The sequence below is a fragment of the Arenibacter aquaticus genome, assembly GCF_003957295.1.
GTDB lineage: Bacteria > Bacteroidota > Bacteroidia > Flavobacteriales > Flavobacteriaceae > Arenibacter > Arenibacter aquaticus.
Genome location: NZ_RQPJ01000003.1, coordinates 464,229 through 490,565, shown reverse-complemented (window position 1 = coordinate 490,565; position 26,337 = coordinate 464,229). Strand labels below are relative to the sequence as shown.

Below are 26,337 nucleotides of genomic sequence, written 5' to 3'. Positions count from 1 at the left end.
AAAGACATCATAATAGATACTACAATTTAGGAAAATCCTGGTCAAAATTATTTCCGGTCAGGTTGTTTCAGGGCAAAAATATTGTCAATGGCAAAAAATGGACAAGTCTAGCCAATCCTACTTTCAAACCCAATAAAATTGGACATTTGGCGATGAAACAAACCATCTATTCTACTCATTAAACCATATGTTTTGCTGCAAAAAAACTATTGCAGCTACTTTTGGCTAAACAGTTTTAGCTGTTTTTTATATAACCTAAATAACTCAATTAAACTTATGAGATCTTTAAAAATGCTTAAGAAAAAAAACCGACCCAAGGTGTGGTTACTTACCTTGTTTTGGTTGACAAGTGCGACCTTCGTTTTTTCCCAGGAGGTTACGGTAACAGGTAATGTTACGGACAATACCGGCCAACCCTTACCTGGGGCAAATGTTTTGGTAAAGGGAACCACCAACGGAACACAAACCGATTTTGACGGGAACTATTCCATTTTGGCAGACAGCAATGCTACCCTGGTAATAAGCTACATAGGATTTGTTTCCCAGGAAGTGGCCGTAAGCGGAAAATCTACCATAAATGTATCCTTGGAAGAGGATGCCAGTCAACTTGAAGAAGTTGTTGTAATTGGATATGGTACCCAAAAGAAGAGTGACCTTACCGGCTCTGTAAGTACGGTTGATGGTGATGAAATCAACAAATTTACCTATAACGATGCCGCCCAAGCAATACAAGGACGTACAGCTGGGGTTAGGGTAGAGGCAAATGGAGGTTCGCCAGGGGCCAATGCTTTGGTGACCATACGAGGTTCCAGTACCCTTTCCGATGCGGGGCCCTTATACGTTATAGATGGTATGCTTACAGGGGATATGGCTACCTTAAACCCAGGTGATATTGAAAGTATTTCTGTATTAAAGGATGCTTCGGCCAGTGCTATCTATGGTTCCAGGGCCGCCAATGGAGTTATCATTGTAACGACCAAGAAAGGAACAAAAGGCGGTGGAATGAAGGTAGATCTTGATTACAGTTATGGACTTCAAAAATCCGTAAAAAATATAGATTGGGCCAATGCCAGAGATTATGCAGATATCGTGAACCGAGCAAGGGACAACGATGGCAACCCAAGATTTCCTGCTAATGATACACAGTTTAATCCCAATATAGATAGTGATATCCAGAGGGAATCCTTACGTACGGCTGCGGTAATGAATGCCAACGCCAGAATATACGGTGGAAATGAACACAGTACCTATAGCCTTTCCCTTAACCATTATGACCAGGAGGGTATAGTAAAACAATCGGATTATAAACGTACAACAGCTAGGGTAAATGCCACGATGAACATGGGTAGGTTTAAACTTGAGAACACCATTGGTCTAACCCGTACTATAGACAACCCCAACCCATACTTTAATAGGGAAAGGGATCTGCTGCCTACCATGGCCATTTATGATGATGAGGGGAATTTTAGTGCTTCTGACCAACCCGATAATGTTGCTATTGGTTCCTTTTACGGAGTTGGGAATGTAAGCAATTCCTTAGGCTTGGCCACAGTAGAAGATAGGACGGTTACCAGAAATTCCGTTCTTGGAAATTTAGCTGGGTCTTTCGAAGTTTTTGACGGACTTACCTATAAACTGAATTTAGGGCTGGACTATTATGCCAATAACAATTTCACCTTTACCCCTACTTATTTTTTCAACGCTGGAACTTTTGGAAATAACAAATTTGCTGAATTGAACGAGGTTAACACCAATTTCCTTTCTACCCTTATAGAACACACCCTAACCTATAGTAAGCAGTTCAATAAACATAATATCAATACGGTAATAGGATATACCGATCAGGTATCAAACACCAGATCCTTGGGAGCCTTGGCAAGAAAATTTCCCTCCAACGATGTACGTGTAGCTTCCGCAGCAGAGGACAAGGTAAACTTTCCTTCCCAAGATTTAACAAAGACCATTCAGTCCTATTTTGGTAGGTTAAGTTATTCTTTTGATAGTAGGTATTTGCTTACTGCTACGCTTCGTAGGGATGGTTCCTCCCTTTTTAAGAAAGATTTGAGGTGGGGTACTTTTCCCTCTTTTGCCTTGGGATGGAATATTGGTAACGAATCCTTTATGGAAAATGTATCTGCCATTACAGACCTAAAACTTAGAGCTAGTTATGGGGAGGTAGGATCAGACAACGTACCTATCTATTCACTAAGTCCAGAATTGAACCTGAACAGTGAATATCCAATAGGAGAAAGTCAAAACCGTGCCACAGGATACTCAATTACAAAAGGTATAAACGAGAATATTACCTGGGAAACCAGTAAGACTACGGATATAGGTTTGGAATTTAATGCCCTAAACAAGAAATTGAACATTACCATGGACTATTTCTATAAGAAATCTGAAGATGTGCTGGTAGAATTGGGGCTGCCTCTTTATACAGGTTTTGGAAATAGGGTTCCTTTTAACACGGCGAGTATAGAAAACAAAGGTTTTGAGTTTTTGGCCAATTACTCTGAATATGTAAATGAAGATTTCTCCTTTAGCATAAGCGGAAACTTCACTACCTTAAATAATAAGGTAACCGCCTTAGGGGATGCTACTCCAATTATTGAAGGACAATTTACGTCTAACGGACTTAAAGGTACAAAAACCGATGTTGGCCAACCAGTTTCTTCATTCTTTGGCTATGTGGTTGATGGTATTTACCAGACCGATGCGGAAGCTCTTGCTGCCAATGACAACAATAACCCGCAAGCTGGAGACCTTAAGTTTAAGGATATAGCTGGTCCAGATGGTAGTGGCCCTGACGGGGTCATTGATGAAAATGACCAGAAGTTTTTGGGCAATCCTGCTCCTAACTTTGAGTATGGGCTTAATATTTCCGCTACCTACAAGAATTTGGACTTAAGCTTATTTTTTAATGGGGTAGCAGGAAATAAAATATTGAACGGTAATATATATAGAGGTTATTTTGATACCGAAGGTCCATATTTGACCGATGCATTAAATGCTTGGACACCGACTAATACGGACACCAATATACCAAGAAACACCCAGACCGACCCTGGATTTAACAGGAGGCCTTCCGATTTCTATTTGGAAAAGGGAGATTACTTCAGGTTAAAGAATATGCAGTTGGGATATACCATCCCATCTGACCTTTCCGAAAAAATGAGAATGAGCAAATTAAGGATATATGCCTCAGCAACCAATCTCTTTACCTTAACCCAATATACTGGCTACTATCCAGAAGTTGGTAGAAATACAAGATCGGCCAGAAGAATTTTTAGTTCCGGGGTGGATGAGAGTGCTTATCCAACGGCGAGGACAATTCAACTAGGTTTACAGATTGCATTTTAACATTATAACAAAAAGTCATGAAAAATAAAATATTATCAAAAAGTACGCTGGCTGCACTCCTGTTGTTAATGATGACAACCAATAGTTGTAGAACAGATATTCTTGAACAAGAGAATCCGAATGCCGTTACCCCACAATCCTTTTGGAAAACCGAAGATGACGCCACAAAAGGTATCATAGGGGCATATAGTCCGTTTACCCATATTTGGTATTATACCCGATTTGAAATTTTCCTTTCGGATTACAGGGCAGATACCGTTAATGCATTTGCTACATCAGAGCGTACTGCCGCCGGGTCTTTTAACGGTGTCCCTCAAAGTAATGGTGCCTTCTGGGTATGGAGTGCTATGTTCCAAGGGGTAACCAGAGCCAATGAGGTATTGGCACACGTTCCCGATATTGATATGGATCAGACCAAGAAGAACAATATTTTGGGGGAAGCCTATTTTATTAGGGCCTTTAATTATTTTAATCTCTTGAACGGTTGGAGAAACGTTCCCCTGATCACCACTCCGATAGGTGATATAGACAATCCTAATTCTCTTGAACAGGCCGATCCTGCCGATGTTTGGACGCAAATAGAAAACGACCTAATGGAAGCCCAACAACTGGCTCCCGACTCCTGGCCTTTGGATATGACAGGTAGGGTTACCAACGGAGCCGCTACTGGGCTTTTGGGCAAGGTGTTCTTGTACCAGGAAAAATATGCGGAGGCCAAGGCCGAGTTTGCTAAGATAATGGATGGTAGGTACGAGTTAATGGAAGATTATGCCGACAACTTTACTGAAGCTTCCGAAAATAACAAGGAATCCCTTTTTGAAGTACAGTTGGTAGCCGATGGCAATAGTGGTTGGGGAGGTGATAACGCAGGACTTGGTAAAGGTGCAGCCTTTCACCCCGATATAGCGCCAAGAGGATTTACAGGTCAGGATGGAATGCGTATAAACAATTGGGTGTTGGATTTATTTTTGGATGAAAGAACCGTAAACGATGAAATAGATCCAAGAACCTATACAACCTTGTTTTTTGACACTGATGAGACTACCACCTACAACGGTAAAGTGCTTTCTTCCAAGACATATGGCGATCTAAGCTATCAGGAGGTATTCCCAGGAGAATCTTTCGTATGGGGAAACAAGTGGTTGGATATTACCTTCGATAACAAAACGGGTTCGCAAGATGGTGGTTGGCACCAATCCGGCAACAATCTAAGGTTATTGAGATATGCGGATATCTTACTAATGTTTGCCGAAGCTGAATTTATGTTGAACGGATCTACTGCCCCTGCCTTGGAGGCCATTAACGAAGTACGTGCAAGGGTTGATATGCCGGCCTTGACATCCTTGACCATGCAGGACATAGAAGATGAGCGCGTAAAAGAATTAACGCTGGAGCGTACACGTTATTTCGATATTTTGCGTTGGGGAAAAGTAGAGGAATATATTGTAAACAAACCAGAATTGAAATCTGAGAGTGCAGGTACCAGTTCCTATAAACCGGGAAGGGAATATATTGCAATTCCACAGAACGAAATAGATGCCAATCCAGTATTTAAACAAAATCCTGGATACTAACAGTCATAGTAGTTTAATTAAGTTAGTTTTTTGTTCATGTCGGCGATTCAGTATTTATATTGCAATCGCCGACTAATTTTGTATTATGATGTATTTGAGAGTTTTACCTATTATATTTATCCTGACCATCGCTTCCTGTTCTTCTGAAAAGGAACCCATGAGCAGTACCGGATTCGTTCAAATTGATGCTGCGACTTCTGGAATTCACTTCTCCAATAACATTGTAGAAAATGACACCCTCAACTATTTTGACTTTCCATATCTATATCTAGGGGCCGGTGTCTCCGTAGGGGATATCAATAACGACGGACTACCCGATTTGTATTTCACCGGTAATCTTGTTCCCAATAAATTATATCTGAACAAAGGTGGATTGCAATTTGAGGATATTAGCGAATCTGCAGGTGTTTCGGGAGATGACCGATGGTATTCCGGTACAACCATGGTAGATATAAACCACGACGGATATTTGGATATTTATCTCAGTGTTTCGGGCAAATTTGGAAACACGGCCAACCAACTATTTATCAATAACGGCAATAACACTTTTAGGGAAAGTGCCCAATCTTATGGGATAGCCGACACCGGAGCTTCCATACAATCTACTTTTTTTGATTACGATAACGACGGACTACTAGATCTCTTTGTTGCAAACTACCCTAATGTTATGGTAAGCATGGGAAACAAATATTATAAGGATAAGATGGATGAGAACAAATTTGAAGATTCTGGCCATCTTTATAAGAACCAAGGAAATGGTAAGTTTGTGGATGTTACCGTGGAGGCCGGGGTACAAAATTTTGGTCTAACCTTGGGATTGGTGGCTACGGATTTTAACAACGATGGCTATGTAGACCTATATTTGTCCAATGATTTTAACGTTCCCGATTATCTTTATCAGAACAATGGCGATGGAACCTTTAAAGAAATATCCCAAAAAGCGACCCGCCATACCTCCATGTTCGGAATGGGAATAGACGCCGCTGATTTTAACAATGACGGATACACAGACTTATTGCAGGTAGATATGACACCGGCAGATTACAAAAGATCTAAAACCAATATGGCCAGTATGAACCCAGAATCATTTTATGAAGCGGTGGAATTGGGGTTCAATTATCAATATATGCAAAATTCGCTACAGCTTAACAACGGGCCAAACAGGGGTGGAGAACCCATCTTTAGTGATATTGCGAGGTTTGCAGGAATGGCAACAACCGACTGGAGTTGGGGAGCACTTTTTGCAGATTTCGACAATGATGGTCATAAAGATGTTTTTGTCTCCAACGGTGTAAAGCGTGATGTTAACAATAATGACGTAAATGCCTCCTATGATAGTGCTACTTTTTTCGGGAGGGAAAGCAATCCTGATTTTAACCTAATGCCCAGTACGCCCATTGCCAATTTTGCCTTCCAAAATAATGGTGATTTTTCATTTTCAAATGTAACCAAGGATTGGGGGTTGGAACAAAAGGGCTTTTCCAATGGATTTGCATATACCGATTTGGATGGCGATGGTGACCTAGATCTAGTTATTAATAATATGGATGGTGCAGCTACCATAGCCGTAAATCAGACCCAAAAAACAGGAAACCACTATTTAAAAGTCGCCTTAAAAGGACAAGACCAGAACCTAATGGGCCTTGGTGCCAAAGTAATGGTAAAGTGTGGAGAAAGCATACAGCAGCAGGAGTTAACACTTAGCAGGGGATATCAATCCAGTGTGGAGCCCCTCTTGCATTTTGGACTTGGATCTAAAAATCAAGTGGAGGAAATAAAAATATTTTGGCCCAATGGCAAGCTTCAAATTGTTCAAAATATAGCCGTTGATCAAGCAATAGAAATTGAATACAATGATAACAGCCCTTTGGCTTCGGAAACTAAAGAGGACCACCCACTACCTTTCGAGGATATTACCGATAGTTCCAAAATTGATTTTCTTCATGAAGAAGATTTTTATAACGATTATGCCTTTGAGCCGCTGTTGCCCCATAAGAATTCCCAACTTGGACCGGCCTTGACGGTAGGGGATATTAACGCCGATGGGTTGGAGGATGTTTTTGTAGGCAACGCAGCGGGGAGTCCACCAGCAATGTATCTGCAAAAAGAAAATGGTGAATTTGAAATGCTTTCCGGCCCTTGGGATAAGGAGCTTGATCTAGAAGACACAGGAGCTCTATTATTTGATGCGGACGGAGATTCGGATTTGGACCTGTATGTGGTAAGCGGAGGCAATAGTAAATTAAAACCCAAGGAGTTTTACCAGGATAGATTGTATATAAATACCCCGAAAGGATTTACAAAGGCAAGCAGTTCCCTTCCAAAAATAACCTCCAGTGGCCAAACAGTTGTTTCGGCAGATTACGACAATGATGGAGATATGGACCTGTTTGTTGGTGGGAGAATAGTACCCGGAAAATATCCATTTCCTGCGCAGAGTTATTTACTCCGTAATGATGGTGGAATAGACCAAGCACTCCGATATACAGATGTAACCGCGGACATTGTTCCCGAGCTCCAAGATGCAGGTCTAGTAACATCTGCCCTCTGGGATGATTTTAACAACGATGGAAATATTGATCTGATCATAACAGGCGAATGGATGCCTATTCGCTTTTTTAAGAATATGGGCCATAAATTTGAAGAAGTTACCCAAAATTTGGGTTTTGAAAAGAGTCGGGGATGGTGGTATGCGCTGCAGAAGATGGACGTGGATGCCGACGGGGATATGGATTATCTGGCTGGGAACTTAGGTCTTAATTATAAGTACAAGGCCAGTGACAAGGCCCCTTTTGAGGTCTATGCCAACGATTTTGATGAAAATGGCAGTATGGATATTGTGCTGAGCTATGAAAAATACGGCACCAAACTGCCATTACGGGGCAGGGAATGCTCTTCCCAACAAGTTCCGGCCATTAAGCAACGCTTTAAAACCTTTGAATCATTTGCCAATGCGGACCTTATGGATATTTATGGAGAAAAAATGTTGGAACAATCCCTGCATTATACCGTCCAAACCTTTGCACATCAATGGATTGAAAATAGGGGGGATGGTACCTATGCAATGCATAGCCTACCCAATAGAGCACAGTTTTCCTCAATTAACTCCTTTCAGGAAATTGATTATAACGGAGATAAATACCCCGATGTGGTTGTGGCCGGCAATCTCTATCAATCCGAGGTAGAAACCCCAAGAAATGACTCCAGTGTGGGCTTGGTAATGATCGGTGGACCACAAGGGTTTAAGTTGGTAGAACCGGACAAAAGTGGGCTAATGATAACCGGGGATGTTAGAAATACGGCCATTATCAAACTTGCAAATAAAAAAACAAACGGTTTATTGTTTGCCATTAATAACGATAGCTTAAAAATTAAAGAAGTTAAATAAGTCCTTTTAGCTATAAAGCAGTTATTTACAATAGTTTAAATATCATAAGAAACCTAGCATCTAAATAGCAGATACAGAGCTTTTGATGGAAAAATCTAAGTGTGTAATTAAGTTATAGAACTGTTAAAGGATTATAGGCCATAAAAAAACGTACCGAAATAAGGCTTCTAATTGATTTTAGCCAATATCGATACGTTTTTCTTTTTGCAATTGGTAAAACCACAAATTAGAATGATTTCACCATAAAGTATTAAAATGAACTAAGCCATTTTAATTATTCCAGTTCAAATTTTAGAACAGTTGCAATTTCATCCATCGGGGCCTCGGGTATGATCAATTTAAAATTCTCATCGTTCAGGTCGTATTCCACTTCGGTGTCTGTCCCCAAAAGAACAATCCGTTTAATGGCCGAATGCGGACTGTAGCGATGTTTTGCCAATAACCGCAATGTAACTTCCTTGCCCACTTCTGGTTTTCCTAGGAAAATGAGATACAAGCTTTTTTCGTCCTTGGATTGTGTAAACCTAATATCGTTGGCACTGTATTCTACGGTAGCCGATTGCCCACCAAAATGTCCTTCTCCTGCACTCGCATCTCCAAACCCGTATAAATCCCAGGGCTTGGTATTGTAAATGGCCTCACCATATTTTGAGAACCAGTTACCCATTTCCCCTAATACTTTTCGTTGTTCCTCCGGGATACTTCCATCGGCCTTAGGTGAAACATTTAACAATACCACACCGTTTTTACTAACAACATCAATAAGGTTTCTCATAACTAGCGGAGCTGGTTTATAGGTCTGACCAGTAACATAGCTCCATGATTGATTGCTCAAGGTTATGTCGGTCATCCATGCCCGTTCAGTAATATCCCTTTTTCCTCCTTGCTCTATATCTTGTATTCCCACCTCTTTGGGCAAGTCCCATTGTTTATATCCAATCAAGACCTCCTGCCCATTTTCTTTAGCGGTATTAAAATACTGGGCACACATCTGCTGCACCCTGGACTCGGGAATAAAATTGAGCCAAGAATCGAACCAAATGGCATCGGGATGGTATTTGTCCACTACTTCCTTAATCTGTGCAGACCAGTATTCATGAAATTCATTGGTAGGAATGTTCCCGTATAATTTACGTAATTCTGGCTCTTCAGTAGAGGTATGATAGCTTGGGTCATACGTGAAATGACTATCAAAATTACCCCATTTTTTTGGATTCTCCGCATTTCGCTGAAGGTTTCGCGCATGATGAAAAGTGGTTATCAATTTCATGTCATTCTTACGCAAGGCATTGGCCAACTCCCCTGTAATGTCTCTTTTAGGACCTTTATCTGCAGCATTCCAAGGATTAATTTCACTGTCCCACATGGCAAATCCATCGTGATGTTGCGCTACCGGACCTGCAAATTTGGCCCCTGCATTTTTGAATAGGGCAACCCATTCATCCGCATCGAATTTTTCAGCTTTAAATTGGGGTACAAATTCATGATAACCGTAGGTGCTTTGCTTACCGTATACTTTTTGATGATGCTCATATTCTGCCGTACCCTTAATATACATTTTACTGGGGTACCACTCACTTCCAAATGCCGGAACGCTATAAACGCCCCAATGGAAATAAATGCCAAATTTTGCATCCTTAAACCATTCTGGTGCCTCTTTATGCTGTGAAAGGGATTCCCAATTGGCTTGGTATTCTTTATTGTTTTGACCTATACCCAATAGCGGAATAGCGCATAGAGCTAAGGATAAAATAAGGTGTTTTTTCTTCATTATATAATATATTAATGGTTCTATACTAATTGGAAAACTTGTTCCATGGATACCCATTTTTCACCTTCTTTGGCCCAAGGCAATGCTTGTTGATATTTCCACATAAGCTCTTCCCACTCCTGTACCTTTGGATTTTCCTCATCTGCTTTGGCCTTTTTCACCGGGTCGAAAGTTTCGTCCACATCCATGATCATAAACATTCTGTTCCCGGTAAGATAAATCTGCAGATCTACAATACCGGCATCCTTGATACTTTTGGTTATTTCTGGCCAGGCGTTTCCAGCGGCATGGTATTCCTTATATTCCTTTATTAATTGGGGGTCTTCCTTTAAATCGCAGGAAAAACAATATCTTTTTGTCATCATTTGATTGTATTATTTGTTTTAAAACTACTGTATCCGTACCAAGCCACAACGGCCAGGCAAATCAAGGGTAGAATGAATGAAAATTTTACTTCCGGAATAAATCCTAGTACCGCTACATCTGCAAATCCATCCCCTCCCCAGTCCAAAATACTGCCTTGGAGTACTGGCATTAAAGCACCTCCTACAATGGCCATTACAAGGCCCGCGGACCCTATTTTGGCCTCATCTCCCATGTCCTTTAAGGCAATTCCGTAAATGGTAGGGAACATAATGGACATAAAGACCGAAATACCTACTAGAGCAAGTAGACCTGCCATGCCGGGTAATACTATCGCCCCTAGGGACATCAATACTCCTCCAAGACCAAACCACATCAAGAGTTTGGAAGGATTTATATTCTTCATCATAGCTGTGCCGATCCACCGTCCTGTAAGAAACGATATCATGGCCATTACGTTGAACCAAGTAGCCGTTAATTGTTCGGTCTCGGCCCGTCCTTGGTTCATCAGATCAACGTACTGAAAAATATAGGTCCAGCACATAATCTGTGCGCCCACATAGAAAGCTTGGGCAACAACACCTCTTATATAGTTTTTATTGGCAAAAAGTTTTTTAAAGGATTCTGAAACCGACATCTTGTCTTCTTCTGCCGTTTTCGGGATCTTGGTAAATACGATTATGGCCATGATAGTGAGTACCACAATTCCCAAACCAATATACGGGATACTGATAATTCCCAGGTCATTCTCCCTAATGGCGGCCAATTCTTCAGACCCTAAGGCCTTAAAGGCTTCAGCGGTGTAATCATCTGAACGCAACGCTCCTATTACAAAAACTTGCGCTATGATCATTCCGGTCAATGATCCCATAGGATTAAATGCTTGGGCCAGGTTTAATCTTCTGGTAGCTGTTTCCTCATCGCCTAGGGCAAGTACTAATGGGTTGGAGGTGGTTTCCAAAAAAGCAAGGCCACAAGTCAATACCCAAAGGGATATTAAAAAATAAGAGTATTCTTCATAGGCCGCTGCAGGATAAAACAAAAATGCTCCTATGGCATATAAAATCAATCCTAGGATAATACCGGATTTATAGCTGTATTTACGAATAAAGAGTGCGGCAGGCAAGGCCATAAAAAAATAGCCAAAATAGAAGGCAAACTGTACCAACGAAGCTTGTACATTGGTCAATTCCGGCATCACTTTCTTAAATGCAGATACCATAGGGTTGGTAAGGTCGTTGGCAATGCCCCAAAGAGCAAACAATGAAGTGATGATAATGAAGGGAAATAATAATTCCCTACGCACCACTGGTATTTTATTGGTAGTGTTCATAGTGGGTAGTTTTTATAGTTGATCGGTCAATAGAGATCTGTCCAAATGTACGTAGCCCCCGTCCACAAAAATGAACTGTCCCGTGGTATGTGAAGATTTATCCGAGATAGTGAACAAACAGCTATCAGCAATTTCCTGGGGAGTTGTCATTCGATTTTCGAGGGGTATTTTCTTGACGATGGATTGTAATTTTTCGGCTCCGTCGTCCAGGGTTTTGATCCAATTGTCATAGGCAGGGGTCCAGCTTTCTGCGATGATTATGGCATTGGAACGGATATCATGTTTAATTAGGTCTACCGCCCATTCACGGGTAAGACCCAACACTCCCCCTTTGGAAGCTGCATATCCGGAAGTAGCTCCCTGGCCTGTTAATGCAACTTTGGATCCTATATTCAATATATTGCCCTTGGCTTTGATAAGATAGGGCAAACAGTATTTTGTCATGGCAAAGAAACTTACTAAATTCAATTTTAAGGAATACATAAAATCCTCAATGGAAGCATCAAGTCCGGCACCATCGTTGACCCCAACATTATTGATAAGGGCATCTATACGCCCGTACTTTTCGCCAATTATTTTTACCGCTTTTTCTATTTGGGCCGGATCGGATAGATCTGTCTTAACGAAGATGGCATCCAACCCCCTTTCCTGAAGTTCCTTTTCATAGCCATAACCTCTATCGTTTCTACACACTATTACAGGTATCGCCCCTTCGTTCGCAAGGGCTTGTACAATAGTTTCACCTATACTCCCTTTAGTTCCAGCGGCACCAGTTACCACAACCACTTTATCATTTAATCCTAAATCCATCTATTTTATATTGTTGGTTAATTATCCAAAAGTAATCCTTGACCTTTTTAGTGTCTATCCCAAAAATAATGGGTGACAGTAAAAGTTCTGATATATCCCTAAACCGTTACTCTCACCGTAATGGTCCTTTCTACTTTCCAATTTTATAATCTTAGCATTCCCATGCGTGTAATGTTCGCAAGGGGCATATACCATTACTGGCAAATGAAAACCTCACTCAGCGTTCCAAACGCTTCGGGGCATTAATAAAAATCTACCATAGCCTTTATAACTCCATTTTTTGGATCTACCCAATGGTCAAAATTGGCTATCATCTCCGTATAGGGTACATTGTGGGTAACAAAGGAATCAATAGGAAATTGTCCTTTTTCTAGAATTGAAATGACGTTTTCAAAATCTTCCAAAGTAGCATTCCTACTACAAAGGATGGTAGACTCCTTGGCGTGTATGGCCGGATGCACAAAGGTGAGCTCTCCCTTGGAAAGTCCAACAAGGACATAGCGTCCTCCATGGGACATATAGTCAGGGCCAGATTCCAGGGCACCTTTGTGTCCCGTAGCATCAAAAACCACGGCACACATATCGCCATTGGTAATTTCCCTTATTTGTTCTACAGCATCTTTACCGCCCATTACAATATGATCTACCCCGATCTTTTCTTTGGCATAATCCAATCTACCTTGGTTCATATCAATGGCAATCACTTTTGCTCCGGCAATCTGTGCCAATTTTAATATTCCAATGCCTATTGGCCCACATCCTACCACCACGATGGTTTCTCCTTTTTTAAGATTGGCCCTGCGGATGGCATGTGCCCCAATGGCCAAAGGTTCCACCACCGCCATTTGATTATCGCTTAGGTTTTGGGCCGGGATCAACAAATCTATTGGAACGGATATGGATTCCTGCATTCCACCGTCAGTGTGGATTCCCAGTACGGCAATGTTGGTACAGCAATTGGTTTTACCGTTTCTACATGCGACACATGTACCACAACTTATATAAGGCATCACCACTACATTGTTACCCTTTTTTAGGCCTTTATCGTTCTCCTCTATCTCCAAGATCTCCGTAGCAAGTTCATGCCCTAAAATTCTGGGATAGGTAAAAAAAGCTTGGTTACCGCCATAAGCGTGTAAGTCCGTTCCGCAAATACCCACCTTCTTGACGCGTAATAAGGCTTCTCCTTTAATTTTGGCTGGAGCATCCTTTTCTTTTAAAATAAACTCTCCTGGTTTCTCACAAACTATATAATTCATTCTATCTTTTTTTAGGTTAACTGTTCTTTTATTTTAGATTATCTTAATTTATCTATCGAAACAGTGTCATATTTTTAAACTTTAAAACTATTTTTTTATAGCATTTCTATGGGGACTAATACATCAACTTGGTGTAATAATTGGTCTTATTAAGTTTTAACCCTATAGGAAGAGGTATACTAATCTAAATAGAGCGCACTCGGACAAGTGCGCTCTAACAAATACTAATTCAACTAATCAACTTAACAATGCTATAGGCTAATTTCCAACACATGGGCAAATTCTCCTGATTTTTCACCTAAATTATCAACTAGAAGACCATCTTCGGATTGATTAATCTTCAATTTGGCATCACTGCCCAATAAACGAACTTCTTTAATTGTAATATCTTTAGCGTATTCACTTTTACTTCCCAAGGATTCGATATTAATTTTCCCATTTGCCGGCCATGCCAACATAATGGCGAACAGCTTGTCGCCTTTTTTGGTAAAACGGATATCCTGCCCAGTAAACTCTTTATTTTGTCCTTCAGAATGGTGTCCTTTCTTCACTTCTGTAGGACCTTCACCAAATGTTTTCCAATATCTGGTATCATATATGGCATCCCCGTTTACCGCAAGCCAATCACCTATCTGCAAGAGAATCTCTTTTTGGTCATCTGGAATAGTTCCGTCTGCCTTTGGGCCAACATTTAATAATAAATTACCGTTCTTGGAAACAATATCAACTAAATCATCAATTAGTTGATTGGCGGTTTTAGAATCCCAATTAGTAACATGGGACCAAGAGTTCTTGCCAATAGAAGTATCGGTCTGCCAGGGCAGTTTTCTAATTCCAGGAAGTTTTCCACGTTCCAAGTCATAGATTACAGTGCCTTCAGGAAAAGCTTCGTGGCCAAAGTTCTTATCATTGATTAGTACTTCTTTACCCCATTCTACACCTTTATTATAGTAATAAGCTGCCAATTTTGGGCGTAATTCTGCAAAATCTTCAATATCTACATAAAAGTCAAAATACAATATATCTGGTTGATATGAGTCAATTAGATCTATTGTCCGATCCCACCACCGCTGTTTAAACTTATCCGATACCGGCTCTTTCAAATTTTTTCCCTTACTGGAATACAAATCGGCATAGTCCGGATCAGTGGTATCAAACTTGTCCTTTTTATTATAAAAGGACCAGTTAAATGCAAAATGGGAGGAGGCGCCCATTTTAAGGCCCTGTTTACGCCCTTCTTTAAAAAGCTCACCCAGAACGTCTCTTTTGGGTCCCATATCATAGGCATTCCAACGAGTGGTATTGGATTTATACATGGCAAAACCGTCATGGTGATCGGCAACGGGAACTACGTATCTGGCTCCCGATTTTTTAAATAAATCTATCCATTCCGCTGCATCAAATTTTTCCGCTTTAAACATTGGAATAAAGTCCTTATATCCAAATTCTTTTTGATCTCCCCACGTTTTTTTGTGATGTAGGTAAGTAGGATTGGGTCCTTTTTTACCCAATTTTAGCTGAGCCGAAAATGTTGCAGTATCCATATACATTTGTCTAGGATACCATTCGGAACCATAGGCAGGAACACTATAGGCGCCCCAGTGGATGAAAATACCGAACTTATCATTGCTGAACCATTCTGGGTCCTTGTAATTTTTTTTGATAGACTCCCAATTGGGTTCAAATTTGGGAGAGGTTTCGTTGGTCTTGGCAATAGACTGTTCTACTTTCTTATCTGTCTTACAAGCACCTATTACTATTAGTCCTAAAACCAATAGGAGTGGGAATTTCCGGGTCATAATTTAATCATTTAATGTTAATGCATAACGATATCTGCGTTATAACGATGCTAAATTCCAAATTTTGCCCACGAGGGCTAGCTACTAATGTTTAAATTGATGCAACAAATGGTTCTTGTTTCTTAAAACTGCGTGTTTTTTTATCAATTTTTGTCAATTCACCCCATTTAAAATGGTGATCGCAACTTTCCTAATTTCAATGTGGACCAAAATGGACAAGAACTAAAACTACTGAAAGTCAATATGTTTTGGAGGTAATATTGCTTTTATGCAGTAGAATAAATCATCTGTTGCACCATTTGAATAATTTGTTGTCCCAGGTCAGAAAATAATTATGGAATTTCACATCAATATATCAACTTCATTTTTTGGTTGGCGGTGCCTTCAATATTAAATTACTTAGGTCTCCGAAACAAATACCAGAGGAGGAACTAACTTTTAAACCGAAATACTTAATAGAAAATGAAAAAAAATAAGTCAACCAGAGCTTTCAAATTGCTCGTTATAGTCTTACTATTAACGATCCCCTTTGCCAAATCGCTAGCACAGGAACGGCCTAATTTTATATTCATCCTTACGGATGACCAGCAATATGGGATGATGGGCTGCACAGGAAATGAAATTGTAAAAACACCAAATTTGGATAAATTGTCCGAAGACGGTATTCTTTTTACCAATGCCCATATTACCAGTGCCATTTGTACTCCCAGCCGGGCAAGTATACTCACCAGCCAATTTGAGCGCAAACACGGTGTGAATTTTAATTCGGGAACCAGTTTGTCTGAGGAGGGTTGGAAAAATACGTATCCAGTGGTTATGCGTGACAATGGTTATTACACCGGATGGATAGGTAAAAACCATGTGCCTGTAGGTAATGGGGGTTATGATAGTGGTATGATGGAAAAAAGCTTTGACTATTGGTATGCCGGACATGGGCATTTGGGTTTCTACCCTAAGGAACGACATACGATTTTCAAAGATGCAAAAATGGATACCCAAGTTGAAGTAGTGGGGGAGGGCATACATGATTTTCTGTCTAACGAGCAAAAATTGAAAGGAGCATTAAAATTCATTGATCAACGCCCAGCTGATAAACCCTTTATGTTATCGGTATGTTTTAATCTTCCCCATGGAGCGGGTACGGGAAGTATGGAGATGCGGGATTCCGATGATGACATCTATAAGACATTATATCGGGATAAGGATATTCCCCTGCCCAAAAACTATGTGGCCAGAAAAGACATTAAAGATCCCAAACTACCAAAAGAAATACATCGCGCCAACGATAGACAGCTTGGCTATAATTATGTAGACACCCCCGAAGGCTATCGAGAGCGCTACATAAGGCAAATGGAGGCCATGACCGGAATAGATCGTTTGGTAGGACAACTTAGAAAAACCTTGAAAGATCAGAAACTGAATAAGAATACGGTCCTAGTATTCACTTCGGACCACGGACTTTTTATGGGGCAGTTCGGTCTTGGAGGTAAGGCATTTTGCTATGAGGTTACGACCCATGTACCTATGATTATTTTTGATCCCAAATCAAAAAAATCTACTCGTGGAAAAACTTCCGATGCCTTGGTGCAAAGTATCGATATTGCCCCAACCATGTTGACAATGGCCAATGTTGCCATTCCTGATAGCTATCAGGGTAAAGATTTAGGCGGCATACTTTCTGGCTCCCAAACTGCAGTGCGGCCATTTCTCTTTACCGAAAATTTATGGTCTACCCAATTTGGCAACCCAAGATGCGAAGCGGTACAGGACATGGAATGGAAATACATAAGATATTACAAGAATGAAAATCTATCCGCGAATAAAAAAATAGCAACCGCCAAAGCAATGGGTATAAATATAAACAGTATGTTATATCAGGTCCACGACCCGGACATAGCCTTATACCGGGATTTTGTGGAAGGCCCTTTAAACGGGGAACAAGCGGTTTATGAAGAACTCTTTAACTTAAAGAACGACCCCGACGAGACTACCAATTTGGCGATGGACGATGCCTACACCGAAGAACTGGAAAAGATGAGGTTGGTATGGGAACGGGAAATAAAATTGGCTAGGGGGGAAGATGCTCCAATGGTACTGCGGTACACCGCAGACAGTGAAGCAGAAAGGGGTTTGATCATTGAACCCAAATAATAAAACATGAAAAGATTAATTCTTGTTATTCTGATCTATCTTCCTTTGTCATTGCTGGCCAAGGACTTCAATGTATTGGATTATGGAGCCAAAGGGGATGGGACTACTTTGGACACCCGTGCAGTGCAAAGCGCTATCGACGCCTGTACTCAAAATGGCGGTGGCAGGGTACTTATACCCTCGGGAACAACCGTTTTGATCGGAACCATCTATTTAAAAGATTATGTAACCCTGCACGTAGAAAACGGTGCCGTACTCTTAGGAAGTCCAAATTACCAAGACTATAGCGCAGACACCCATAAAAATATGTATAAAAACGAACCTCATATGGATCGTTGCCTGATATTCGCGAAAGATGCCCGCTCCATTGCCATAGAAGGCTATGGGACTATAGATGGGAACGGCCACCAAAAGAACTTTACCAAGGCCAATGGAGGGCGTCCTATGATGGTCAGGTTTGTGAACGTAACCGATATTCACCTGAGCTATATCACCTTGATCAATCCGGCGGCATGGACCTCAGCTTGGTTATATTGCAATAATATTAGTGTAAGCGGCATCAATATTATAAGCCGGGTAAACAATAATGGTGATGGCTTGGATTTTGACGGATGTACTAACGTTCGCGTTGTCAATAGCAATTTTGATAACAGTGATGATAGCATCTGTCTGCAGGCTTCACGACCAGACAGGCCCTGTAAAAATATCACGGTTAGCAATTGCCATTTTAGCACCAAATGGGGCGGTATGCGCATAGGCCTACTCTCTAGGGGCAATATAGAATCGGTCACCGTAACCAACTGTACTTTCAAGAATATTCAGGATTCGGGACTCAAAATTCAACAGAATGAAGGAGGTGAAATGAAGAATATGGTCTTTAGTAATTTGGTTATGGAGAACGTGCCACGGCCTATATTTATGTCCTTCACCCAACAAAGGGCCTCTATGGAAACTCCTGAAGGCGAGCTGGAACCTTTAAAAAGAATGCACAATTTTAGCTTTAGCAACGTGGTAGTGGATAATTCCATGTTAGATAAAAATTCGGCCTTCTTCCTGACCGGATTTCCAGGACATCGTATAGAGGACATCTCCATAAAGGATGTTCAATTTGGGGTTTCCGGAGGAGGAACGGCGGAAGATGCCAATAAATTGGAAATAAAGGAATATACACAAGAAGTGCTTAATGGATGGTGGCCAGAGTTCAGTTTGGTAGGTACCCTGCCTGCCTCGGGGATTTACGCGCGACATATTGATGGACTGGTCATAGACAATTTCAACCTAATTGTTTTAAATAAGGATCTACGGGACCCAATAGTATTGGACGATGTACTACACGCAGAAATTAATGGTGTCCGTGCGAACCGCAAATTGGTTCCTGTATCACAAATCAATATAAATTAACAATTGAACTATTCAAAAAAGAATATATGCAATTCAACAAACTAAAACCATCTGCAACCAAATGGTATTTCTTGGGTATACTAACCTTGTTGGGAATACAGATAAATAGAGGGCAAGATATTAGCTATCAGGCCGATTGGGAGTCCCTAAAACAGCACAAGACACCTGAGTGGTTCTTGGACGCCAAGTTTGGTATTTATTGTCACTGGGGGCCTTACTCCGTTCCTGAATTCAAAAATGAATGGTATTCCCATTGGATGTATGTACATAAAAACAATCCAGAAGCAAAGAACGGCGAGGCCAGTGAATACTATAAACATCATGTAGCGACATACGGCCCTTTAAAGGATTTTGGCTATAAAGACTTTATACCCATGTTCAAGGCAGAAAAATTTGACGCTGCCCAATGGGCCGATCTCTTTGAAAAAGCTGGGGCAAAATTTGCCGGGCCTGTTTCGGAACACGCAGATGGCTTTGCTATGTGGGATAGTGAACTTACTTCGTGGGACGCTAAAGAAATGGGTCCCAAAAGGGATATTATGGGGGAACTGGCACATGAGATCAGAAAAAGGGATATGAAATTTATTGCCACCTTTCATAGGCAATGGCTCTTGGGTTGGTATCCTACTTGGGATGAAACTACGGACGCCAGTGACCCCAAATATGCAGGCCTATACGGACCTAAAATGAAAAAGGGCGACTTTCAATACCCTCCTTCAACACATGATATTGATGCAGGAATTAAAAAATACTATCCCCTTGCCGACGAAAACTTTAATAAGGAATGGTTGGACAGGCTAAAGGAAATTATTGACAAATACGATCCCGATTTGGTGTGGTTCGACAATAAAATGGATGTCATTGGAGAAACATATCGTAAAGAATTCCTAGAATATTATTACAATCAGGCCGCTAAGAAAAAACAAGAGGTAGTCTCTACCTATAAGTTCTATGATTTTGCCAAAGGCAGTGCCGTTTTGGATTTGGAACGGGCCCGGATGAGCGAGAAAAAAGACTTTCCCTGGTTAACAGATGATTCCATCGATTGGAATTCTTGGAGCCATATCAAGAATCCAGATTATAAATCCGTCAATAGGCTGGTAGATTTTTTGGTAGATGTGGTTAGTAAAAATGGGGCGGTACTTTTAAATATTACCCCCAAAGCCAACGGTGAAATTCCCAAACCTGTAAAGGAACGACTTTTGGAAATGGGACAATGGCTAAGGGTAAATGGGGAGGCTATATATGGCACAAGAACATTTGCGGTATACGGTGAAGGCGGGACCAAGGTGGTTGAAGGCCATTTGAGCGAACGTAGTAATCCGGATAATACCTCTAAAGATATTCGCTTTACGACCAAAGAGGGTAGCTTGTACGCCATTGCCTTGGATTGGCCCGCTGATGGCGAGATGCTCATAACCACCTTAAAAAAAGACAATAAATACTATTCAAAGAATATTAAGAAAATTGAGTTACTGGGCTATAAAAAGCCATTGGACTTTAAAGTAGGGGACAAGGGGCTCCGTATTCAATTGCCCCATGAAAAAGTAGGTGACCATGCTTTTGCCTTTAAGATTATATCCGAATAACAATTTTAAGAGAAACTGGAAAGAATAAAGTATTTGCCAAGTAATAAAAGTTCATACTTAATTATTTGGCACCACTTTACCTGCCCAATGCATTAAAAAAGTAAACCAGAAAGAAATGAACCATATAAAAACCGTTCTTAAATTATTCATAACCCTTCTCTGTGCCTTTTCGGTAGGGCCGGTTTCCGCACAGGGGAAAAAAAACAAAAAACCAAATGTTTTGGTAATCTACACGGATGACCACCGATTTTCCGGGGTTCACAGTTTGGGAGGCATGCAGCTGCAGACTCCCCATATGGATGCCCTTGCCGCAGATGGTATTTCCTTTGACAATGGTTATTTAATGGGCTCTTTTTCCGGAGCCACTTGCATACCCAGTAGAGCGATGTTATTGACAGGAAGAAACCTTTTTGAATTGCAGGGACATGGCCAAAATATTCCTGAGGATGAAGCGCGTTACCCTGAGCAATTGTTTTTTGGGCCGCTGCCGTCTTATGGAATGTATTTAAGGCACGGTAAAGGCTTAACAGTGAAAAATGTAAGTATGGAACCAAGGGGCCAGGATAATCGCCCCGCAATTGTCATAGACGATGTTATTTATAGGAGTTTTGAAAAGCTACATTTTGATATAAACCCTAGTGCGGGCTCATCTATGTACATTACCAATGGCAGAAATTTAAAATTTGATCAATTATTTCCTTCCGGAGAAGTTGAATATTTAATGCAGCTTAAAGGTGCTGATGGCCAAAATATAAACCTTCAGAATACGGACATAGACACTTTAGGTATAAAAAAAGTGGTCCAGTATTCAGGGTCCGTAGTATCAAACTTATCTTTTTTGTTGTAAAAAGACCAGTTAAAGGCGAAATGGGGAGAGACCCCCATTTTTAGACCTTGCTTTCGGCCTTCCTTAAATAGCTCCCCCAGTACGTCTCTTTTGGGTCCCATGTCATACGCATTCCATCTTGTGGTATTGGATATGTACATGGCAAAACCGTCATGATGGTCTGCAACGGGAACAACATATCTGGCTCCATATTTTTTAAAGAGGTCTATCCAGGCGGCGGCATCAAATTTTTCTGCTTTAAACATGGGTATAAAATCCTTATAACCAGATTCTTTTTGATCGCCCCAAGTCCTTTTGTGATGTAGGTACGTGGCATTGGGCCCTTTTTTTCCCAATTTAAGTTGGGCGAAAAAGGTTGCTGTATCCATATACATTTGTCGAGGATACCATTCTGAGCCAAACGCGGGTACGCTATATGCTCCCCAATGTATGAAAATACCAAACTTATCATTGCCAATCCATTCGGGATATTTGTAATTTTTTTATAGATAGACTTCCAGTTAGACTCAAAATGTTTTACTACCTCAGGGAACGTTTCGGCCACCATCTTTTTCTCTGTTATACATGATATCAACCAACAGGATCGATCCCAGTATTACAATTTTTTTATACCCACCATTTTTTATTTTAAAAAAAGGAGCTTATTGCACTCACTGTATTGGATTGAGTAAATACCAACTTAAGGCTCTAATCTGAAAATTCCGTATGCTCCAAATTCTGCAACAAATGGTTTTTTGAATTTTTTAATAGGATATAAACCTATTGATAATCAACTTAATAACCCGTAAATTGCTACTTACTTGTTGGTCTTGAAGAGCGGAGGGTAGCAGCAAAAATTGAATGTTGAGGCATTATAACTTTCCTGGCAACAGTCCATATTTTAGACTTGGCCCAAATATGTTTTTCTATACTTTGCGGGAGAAACCTTGAATATACTTTTAAATTTTTTAAAAAAGAAAGGAGGGGATTCATAGCCACAGGCAAAACCAATTTGGGAAACGGAAGCCTCCGAATCCACTAACATTCTTGCCGCAACATTAATACGATACTCGTTTAAAAAGGTAAAGAAAGAACGCCCCATCATTTTTGTAAAAAAACGTGAAAAGGATTGCTCGGACATATTTACCAAATCTGCCAATTCCTTCAAATATATTTTTCGGTGGTAATGCGCCCCCACAAAATCATGAATTTTGGTCATACGGGTACCGTATTCCGTAGGCAAGTCTTCCTCAAAGCTAGATACCGATAGGGTTTTATACGAACTTGTGGACAACGTGATAAGAACGGACAATAATTCCAGATATAGACCTTGTCCCTTTAATTGCATCATATTTTTAAGTTGTGGCAAAACAACGGCTATTACCTCTGCATCAAACATAATACCCTTGGAAGCCATTTTTAACATTTCAAAAACAGCTGCAAGTTCCGGCGCCTTTCCAAAGATACCTTTGTTCCATTGTATCACTAGCGATCTTGAATCTGACAGCTGCTGTTTGTGGTTAGTCCAACAGTGGGGCAGATTGGAACGTAAAAGTACCAATTCCCCAGGCTGATATGGCCCAACATGATCCCCTATAAACTTTGTTCCTACACTGGATTCTATGTAGGTAAGTTCGTGTTGGGGGTGAAAATGCCATGGGGTTGCAAAATCCTTGTCAACGTAGTGAAATCCTTTAATGGTTTGTTGTTTATTAAAAGGAATGGGTTCAAGGATCGGCTTCATAATTTACTTGAAATTTTGGAATAACTATAGACTGTATAACCTTACTAATTGATTTATTTTACCCTAAATTACAGATAATTGACAAATGAAAAACAGAATAGTTAAGTTATTGGTCATAAATGGTTACTTATTGGGATTATATTATTGCCAATTTTGTATCACTATTGGGAATTACCTTTAATTAATGTAGAATCAAGAATTGTATTATGGAAAAAAGTGAACTACCAGATCCCTTTGAAAAAGCGAGGGTGGAAAAAGGTTTTGGCAAATTGAATGACCAGGACGATCCGGTAACCATGCTATTGCGGCTCAAAGATGTTAGAAAGACAGCACATAATTACAAAACTTTTCAATCTGCTGCCCAACCGGGGCGTATCGTTGTACCTTCTGAGGTGAATATTCGCGACACCCGTCAAATTCCATTTGAGGTGGACCCTCCCGTACACGGGGAATATAGGGCTATAGTGGAGCCTTGGTTTAAACGTCCGTTACAGGCTGAATATCAAGAAAAATTAAAGGAACAAATAGAATCTTTGGTGAATGAATGTTTGAATAATGATAGGGTAGAGGTAGTCAATCAATTTGCACTGCCACTACAATCAAGGGCTTTAACATTATTGCTCAATACTCCTTTTTCGGAATCCGAAACTTGGATATCCTGGGGCACCCACGTTTTTAGAAGTGAAGGGGAAGCCTTGGATGCGGATAAGGCCAACATTCTTTATGATTATATAGACCAGCAGATAGAACGCGCCATTGCTAAACCCGGGGAAGATATGTATTCTGTATTGCTATCTTCTGATTTTCAAGGTAGAAAACTTAGCAAGGAAGAGGTGAAAGGGGTTATGGTACTCACTTTCGCCGGTGGGCGCGATACCGTTATCAATGCCGTTACAAATTCCATTGCCTATCTGGCTGAGTATCCAGAATCACTGGAGCGCCTCCGTAAGGAACCCGAGATTGCAGGAAAGGCTGTAGAGGAATTTATACGATACTTTTCTCCCTTGACCCAAATGGGCCGTGTAGTAACGGAAGACACTGCAGTATGTGAGCATGCCATTAAAGCAGATACTCGGGTATCCTTATGTTGGGCCTCTGCCAATAGGGATGCCGCCGTATTTGAAAACCCCAATGAGATTGTCCTGGACCGGAAAATAAACCCACATGTAGGTTTTGGTTTTAGTCATCACAACTGTCTTGGTGCAACCCATGCCAGACAAATACTAAAAATCTTATTAAATACGTTGGCAACCAAAGTAGGTTCCATAGAGATTCAGGACTACAAGGAAAACATTGAGTCTCTAGATGAATTTGAGCGAAAGGTGGGATACGACCGAATAAATGTAAAGTTTAATAAATTAACCTAAAATATAAAGTCGATTATGGCAAAGATCACATTTATTACAAGTGATAATGAAAGTATTACCTTAGAAGGAAGCTCAGGATCCGTTATGGCCTTAGCCGTTGAGAACGGAGTAAAAGGAATAGACGGCGATTGTGGGGGTGTTTGTTCTTGCGCTACCTGCCACGTTCATGTTAGCCCTGAGGATATGAAAAAAACAGGTACAGCAAGTGAAATAGAAGCTGATATGTTGGAACTGGACGATAATGCCGACGAATTTAGTCGTTTGTGCTGTCAGTTGGAAATAGGGGATCATTTGGACGGAGTGGTCCTAAGGGTTGCCAAATAATTTACACCTCCAATAATGACCGAAATCAAGGACAGTAAAATATGCGTCGTTATCGGCGCAAGCCATTCAGGGGTGAATTTTGCCTTTGCATTAAGGCGCGAAGGTTGGGAGGGCAATATCATCTTATATGATGCCGATCCCTTGCTTCCATATCATCGCCCCCCTTTATCCAAAACATATCTAACAAGTGATGATGACATTGATAAAAACCTATTGAAATCTGCCGAGAGTTATGAAAAGGAAGGGATAACCCTAAAACTGGGGATTAAGGTAAGCGCCATCAAAAGAGAGAAAAAGCAGGTTGTTCTCAATGATGGCACGCAGCATAGTTATGACAAATTGGTCCTAGCTACTGGAGCCCGCCCTATTATACCGCCAATTCCCGGTTTAATGTCTTCAAATAATATTTTCCCACTGCGCACGGCTGCCGATGTGACCAACATTAGAACCTGCTTGGCGGCAAGTGATAATAAAAGGGTAATTGTTATTGGGGGAGGGTTTATAGGTCTTGAAACTGCTGCCTCTTTAAAAAAAATAGGAGCTTCGGTTACGGTATTGGAACGTGAAGATCGAGTCTTGGCCAGGGTTACCGCACCGGAAATGTCCGCCTTCTTTCAAAATCTGCACGCTGAAAATGGCGTTGCTATTTTCAGTAATAAGAATGTAATCGCTATTGACACCAATACTAAAGAAAATGTGGTGAAATGTGATGATGGAACCAGTTATATCGCCGATATTATCATTGTTGGTGTAGGGATACTTGTCAATACAGAATTGGCGGCCTCGGCCGGACTCATCATTGAAAACGGTATAAAAGTGGATGAAACTGCCAAGACCTTGGATGATGATATCTTTGCTATTGGGGATTGTACCTTTCATTATAACCCACATTACCGTCGTTTTGTAAGGTTGGAGTCAGTTCAAAACGCAGTGGATCAGGCAAAAGTGGCGGCCGCTGCCATGTGTGGAAAAGAAACAAGATACGATAGCATTCCCTGGTTCTGGTCTAATCAATATGACGTAAAACTACAGATGGTAGGTTTGTCAAATGGATATGACCAACTAATTTTACGGAGGGAAGCCGATAAGGAGAAATGTTTTTCCGCTTGGTATTTCAGGGGAGATCGTCTCCTTGCCGTTGATGCCGTGAACAATGCCAAGGCCTATGTATACGGCACTAAATTTATTAAAATCGGCAACAAAATTAATAAGGAAAAACTGGCGGACCCAGCAGTGGAATTTAAGCCAATACATCTATTGGCGAATAAATAAAGGTGT

At 40.8% G+C, this 26,337-nt stretch carries 18 protein-coding genes; 10 read left to right on the top strand and 8 right to left on the bottom strand.

What is annotated here, in order from left to right; all coding sequences use genetic code 11:
- The first annotated feature begins 276 nt into the window (after nucleotides 1-276).
- The 3 genes from EHW67_RS08805 (at nucleotide 277) to EHW67_RS08795 (ending at nucleotide 8,322) form a co-directional block, all read left to right on the top strand.
- A complete protein-coding gene (locus tag EHW67_RS08805) occupies nucleotides 277-3,360 on the top strand; it encodes a SusC/RagA family TonB-linked outer membrane protein (RefSeq protein WP_238389874.1) in 3,084 nt (1,027 codons plus the stop codon).
- A gap of 17 nt (nucleotides 3,361-3,377) precedes the next feature.
- Nucleotides 3,378-4,934, top strand: a complete 1,557-nt coding sequence (locus EHW67_RS08800) for a RagB/SusD family nutrient uptake outer membrane protein (protein ID WP_126162007.1) — start codon at nucleotides 3,378-3,380, stop codon at nucleotides 4,932-4,934.
- Between the two features lie 85 nt (nucleotides 4,935-5,019).
- Nucleotides 5,020-8,322 carry a VCBS repeat-containing protein gene (locus EHW67_RS08795; RefSeq protein ID WP_238389873.1) on the top strand — a complete coding sequence of 1,101 codons (3,303 nt, stop codon included), beginning with the start codon at nucleotides 5,020-5,022 and terminating at the stop codon, nucleotides 8,320-8,322.
- A gap of 274 nt (nucleotides 8,323-8,596) precedes the next feature.
- Here EHW67_RS08795 and EHW67_RS08790 read toward each other — a convergent pair whose 3' ends face one another.
- From EHW67_RS08790 to EHW67_RS08765, 6 genes are all read right to left on the bottom strand, one after another.
- Complete coding sequence (locus tag EHW67_RS08790) at nucleotides 8,597-10,093, bottom strand: alpha-L-fucosidase (RefSeq protein WP_126162006.1); 1,497 nt, start codon at nucleotides 10,091-10,093, stop codon at nucleotides 8,597-8,599.
- A gap of 20 nt (nucleotides 10,094-10,113) precedes the next feature.
- Complete coding sequence (locus tag EHW67_RS08785; protein ID WP_126162005.1) at nucleotides 10,114-10,458, bottom strand: L-rhamnose mutarotase; 345 nt, start codon at nucleotides 10,456-10,458, stop codon at nucleotides 10,114-10,116.
- Complete coding sequence (gene fucP, locus EHW67_RS08780) at nucleotides 10,455-11,789, bottom strand: L-fucose:H+ symporter permease (RefSeq protein WP_126162004.1); 1,335 nt, start codon at nucleotides 11,787-11,789, stop codon at nucleotides 10,455-10,457. Before fucP ends, EHW67_RS08785 begins: the two co-directional genes overlap by 4 nt.
- Before the next feature lie 12 nt (nucleotides 11,790-11,801).
- Nucleotides 11,802-12,599, bottom strand: coding sequence for an SDR family oxidoreductase (locus EHW67_RS08775; RefSeq protein ID WP_126162003.1), 798 nt, complete (start codon nucleotides 12,597-12,599; stop codon nucleotides 11,802-11,804).
- A 242-nt stretch (nucleotides 12,600-12,841) separates the two neighbouring features.
- Nucleotides 12,842-13,858, bottom strand: coding sequence for a zinc-binding alcohol dehydrogenase family protein (locus EHW67_RS08770; RefSeq protein ID WP_126162002.1), 1,017 nt, complete (start codon nucleotides 13,856-13,858; stop codon nucleotides 12,842-12,844).
- Between the two features lie 251 nt (nucleotides 13,859-14,109).
- Entirely contained in the window at nucleotides 14,110-15,657 is a 1,548-nt protein-coding gene (locus EHW67_RS08765) for an alpha-L-fucosidase (protein ID WP_126162001.1), read from the bottom strand.
- Nucleotides 15,658-16,119: 462 nt separating this feature from the next.
- Here EHW67_RS08765 and EHW67_RS08760 point away from each other — a divergent pair, with 462 nt between their 5' ends.
- The 4 genes from EHW67_RS08760 (at nucleotide 16,120) to EHW67_RS08745 (ending at nucleotide 21,645) form a co-directional block, all read left to right on the top strand.
- A complete protein-coding gene (locus tag EHW67_RS08760) occupies nucleotides 16,120-17,808 on the top strand; it encodes a sulfatase-like hydrolase/transferase (RefSeq protein WP_126162000.1) in 1,689 nt (562 codons plus the stop codon).
- Between the two features lie 6 nt (nucleotides 17,809-17,814).
- Entirely contained in the window at nucleotides 17,815-19,209 is a 1,395-nt protein-coding gene (locus EHW67_RS08755) for a glycoside hydrolase family 28 protein (RefSeq protein ID WP_126161999.1), read from the top strand.
- Nucleotides 19,210-19,235: 26 nt separating this feature from the next.
- Entirely contained in the window at nucleotides 19,236-20,798 is a 1,563-nt protein-coding gene (locus EHW67_RS08750; protein WP_126161998.1) for an alpha-L-fucosidase, read from the top strand.
- Nucleotides 20,799-20,913: 115 nt separating this feature from the next.
- Nucleotides 20,914-21,645, top strand: coding sequence for a sulfatase-like hydrolase/transferase (locus tag EHW67_RS08745; RefSeq protein WP_126161997.1), 732 nt, complete (start codon nucleotides 20,914-20,916; stop codon nucleotides 21,643-21,645).
- Here EHW67_RS08745 and EHW67_RS08740 read toward each other — a convergent pair.
- Both EHW67_RS08740 and EHW67_RS08735 read right to left on the bottom strand, forming a co-directional pair.
- Nucleotides 21,558-22,076, bottom strand: a complete 519-nt coding sequence (locus tag EHW67_RS08740; RefSeq protein WP_238389884.1) for an alpha-L-fucosidase — start codon at nucleotides 22,074-22,076, stop codon at nucleotides 21,558-21,560. The two genes, EHW67_RS08745 and EHW67_RS08740, sit on opposite strands and share 88 nt — an antisense overlap.
- 449 nt (nucleotides 22,077-22,525) lie before the next feature.
- Complete coding sequence (locus tag EHW67_RS08735) at nucleotides 22,526-23,368, bottom strand: AraC family transcriptional regulator (protein WP_126161996.1); 843 nt, start codon at nucleotides 23,366-23,368, stop codon at nucleotides 22,526-22,528.
- A 206-nt stretch (nucleotides 23,369-23,574) separates the two neighbouring features.
- On the opposite strand from EHW67_RS08735, the gene EHW67_RS08730 reads away from it, so the two are divergent.
- From EHW67_RS08730 to EHW67_RS08720, 3 genes are read left to right on the top strand one after another with little or no spacing between them, the layout of a single operon-like run.
- The gene (locus EHW67_RS08730; RefSeq protein WP_126161995.1) at nucleotides 23,575-24,735 is read left to right on the top strand and encodes a cytochrome P450; all 1,161 of its coding nucleotides are present in this window, start codon (nucleotides 23,575-23,577) and stop codon (nucleotides 24,733-24,735) included.
- A 15-nt stretch (nucleotides 24,736-24,750) separates the two neighbouring features.
- Entirely contained in the window at nucleotides 24,751-25,059 is a 309-nt protein-coding gene (locus EHW67_RS08725) for a 2Fe-2S iron-sulfur cluster-binding protein (RefSeq protein ID WP_126161994.1), read from the top strand.
- A gap of 15 nt (nucleotides 25,060-25,074) precedes the next feature.
- The gene (locus tag EHW67_RS08720; RefSeq protein ID WP_126161993.1) at nucleotides 25,075-26,331 is read left to right on the top strand and encodes an NAD(P)/FAD-dependent oxidoreductase; all 1,257 of its coding nucleotides are present in this window, start codon (nucleotides 25,075-25,077) and stop codon (nucleotides 26,329-26,331) included.
- Nucleotides 26,332-26,337: the final 6 nt, after the last annotated feature.

What these genes read in the sequence shown, in the direction of transcription:
- fucP (WP_126162004.1), bottom strand. Translation starts at nt 11,789, where the DNA reads ATGAACACTACCAATAAAATACCAGTGGTGCGTAGGGAATTATTATTT.
- EHW67_RS08765 (WP_126162001.1), bottom strand. Translation starts at nt 15,657, where the DNA reads ATGACCCGGAAATTCCCACTCCTATTGGTTTTAGGACTAATAGTAATA.
- EHW67_RS08800 (WP_126162007.1), top strand. Translation starts at nt 3,378, where the DNA reads ATGAAAAATAAAATATTATCAAAAAGTACGCTGGCTGCACTCCTGTTG.
- EHW67_RS08735 (WP_126161996.1), bottom strand. Translation starts at nt 23,368, where the DNA reads ATGAAGCCGATCCTTGAACCCATTCCTTTTAATAAACAACAAACCATT.
- EHW67_RS08725 (WP_126161994.1), top strand. Translation starts at nt 24,751, where the DNA reads ATGGCAAAGATCACATTTATTACAAGTGATAATGAAAGTATTACCTTA.
- EHW67_RS08785 (WP_126162005.1), bottom strand. Translation starts at nt 10,458, where the DNA reads ATGATGACAAAAAGATATTGTTTTTCCTGCGATTTAAAGGAAGACCCC.
- EHW67_RS08750 (WP_126161998.1), top strand. Translation starts at nt 19,236, where the DNA reads ATGCAATTCAACAAACTAAAACCATCTGCAACCAAATGGTATTTCTTG.
- EHW67_RS08760 (WP_126162000.1), top strand. Translation starts at nt 16,120, where the DNA reads ATGAAAAAAAATAAGTCAACCAGAGCTTTCAAATTGCTCGTTATAGTC.
- EHW67_RS08795 (WP_238389873.1), top strand. Translation starts at nt 5,020, where the DNA reads ATGATGTATTTGAGAGTTTTACCTATTATATTTATCCTGACCATCGCT.
- EHW67_RS08790 (WP_126162006.1), bottom strand. Translation starts at nt 10,093, where the DNA reads ATGAAGAAAAAACACCTTATTTTATCCTTAGCTCTATGCGCTATTCCG.
- EHW67_RS08720 (WP_126161993.1), top strand. Translation starts at nt 25,075, where the DNA reads ATGACCGAAATCAAGGACAGTAAAATATGCGTCGTTATCGGCGCAAGC.
- EHW67_RS08805 (WP_238389874.1), top strand. Translation starts at nt 277, where the DNA reads ATGAGATCTTTAAAAATGCTTAAGAAAAAAAACCGACCCAAGGTGTGG.
- EHW67_RS08775 (WP_126162003.1), bottom strand. Translation starts at nt 12,599, where the DNA reads ATGGATTTAGGATTAAATGATAAAGTGGTTGTGGTAACTGGTGCCGCT.
- EHW67_RS08770 (WP_126162002.1), bottom strand. Translation starts at nt 13,858, where the DNA reads ATGAATTATATAGTTTGTGAGAAACCAGGAGAGTTTATTTTAAAAGAA.
- EHW67_RS08730 (WP_126161995.1), top strand. Translation starts at nt 23,575, where the DNA reads ATGGAAAAAAGTGAACTACCAGATCCCTTTGAAAAAGCGAGGGTGGAA.
- EHW67_RS08755 (WP_126161999.1), top strand. Translation starts at nt 17,815, where the DNA reads ATGAAAAGATTAATTCTTGTTATTCTGATCTATCTTCCTTTGTCATTG.
- EHW67_RS08745 (WP_126161997.1), top strand. Translation starts at nt 20,914, where the DNA reads ATGAACCATATAAAAACCGTTCTTAAATTATTCATAACCCTTCTCTGT.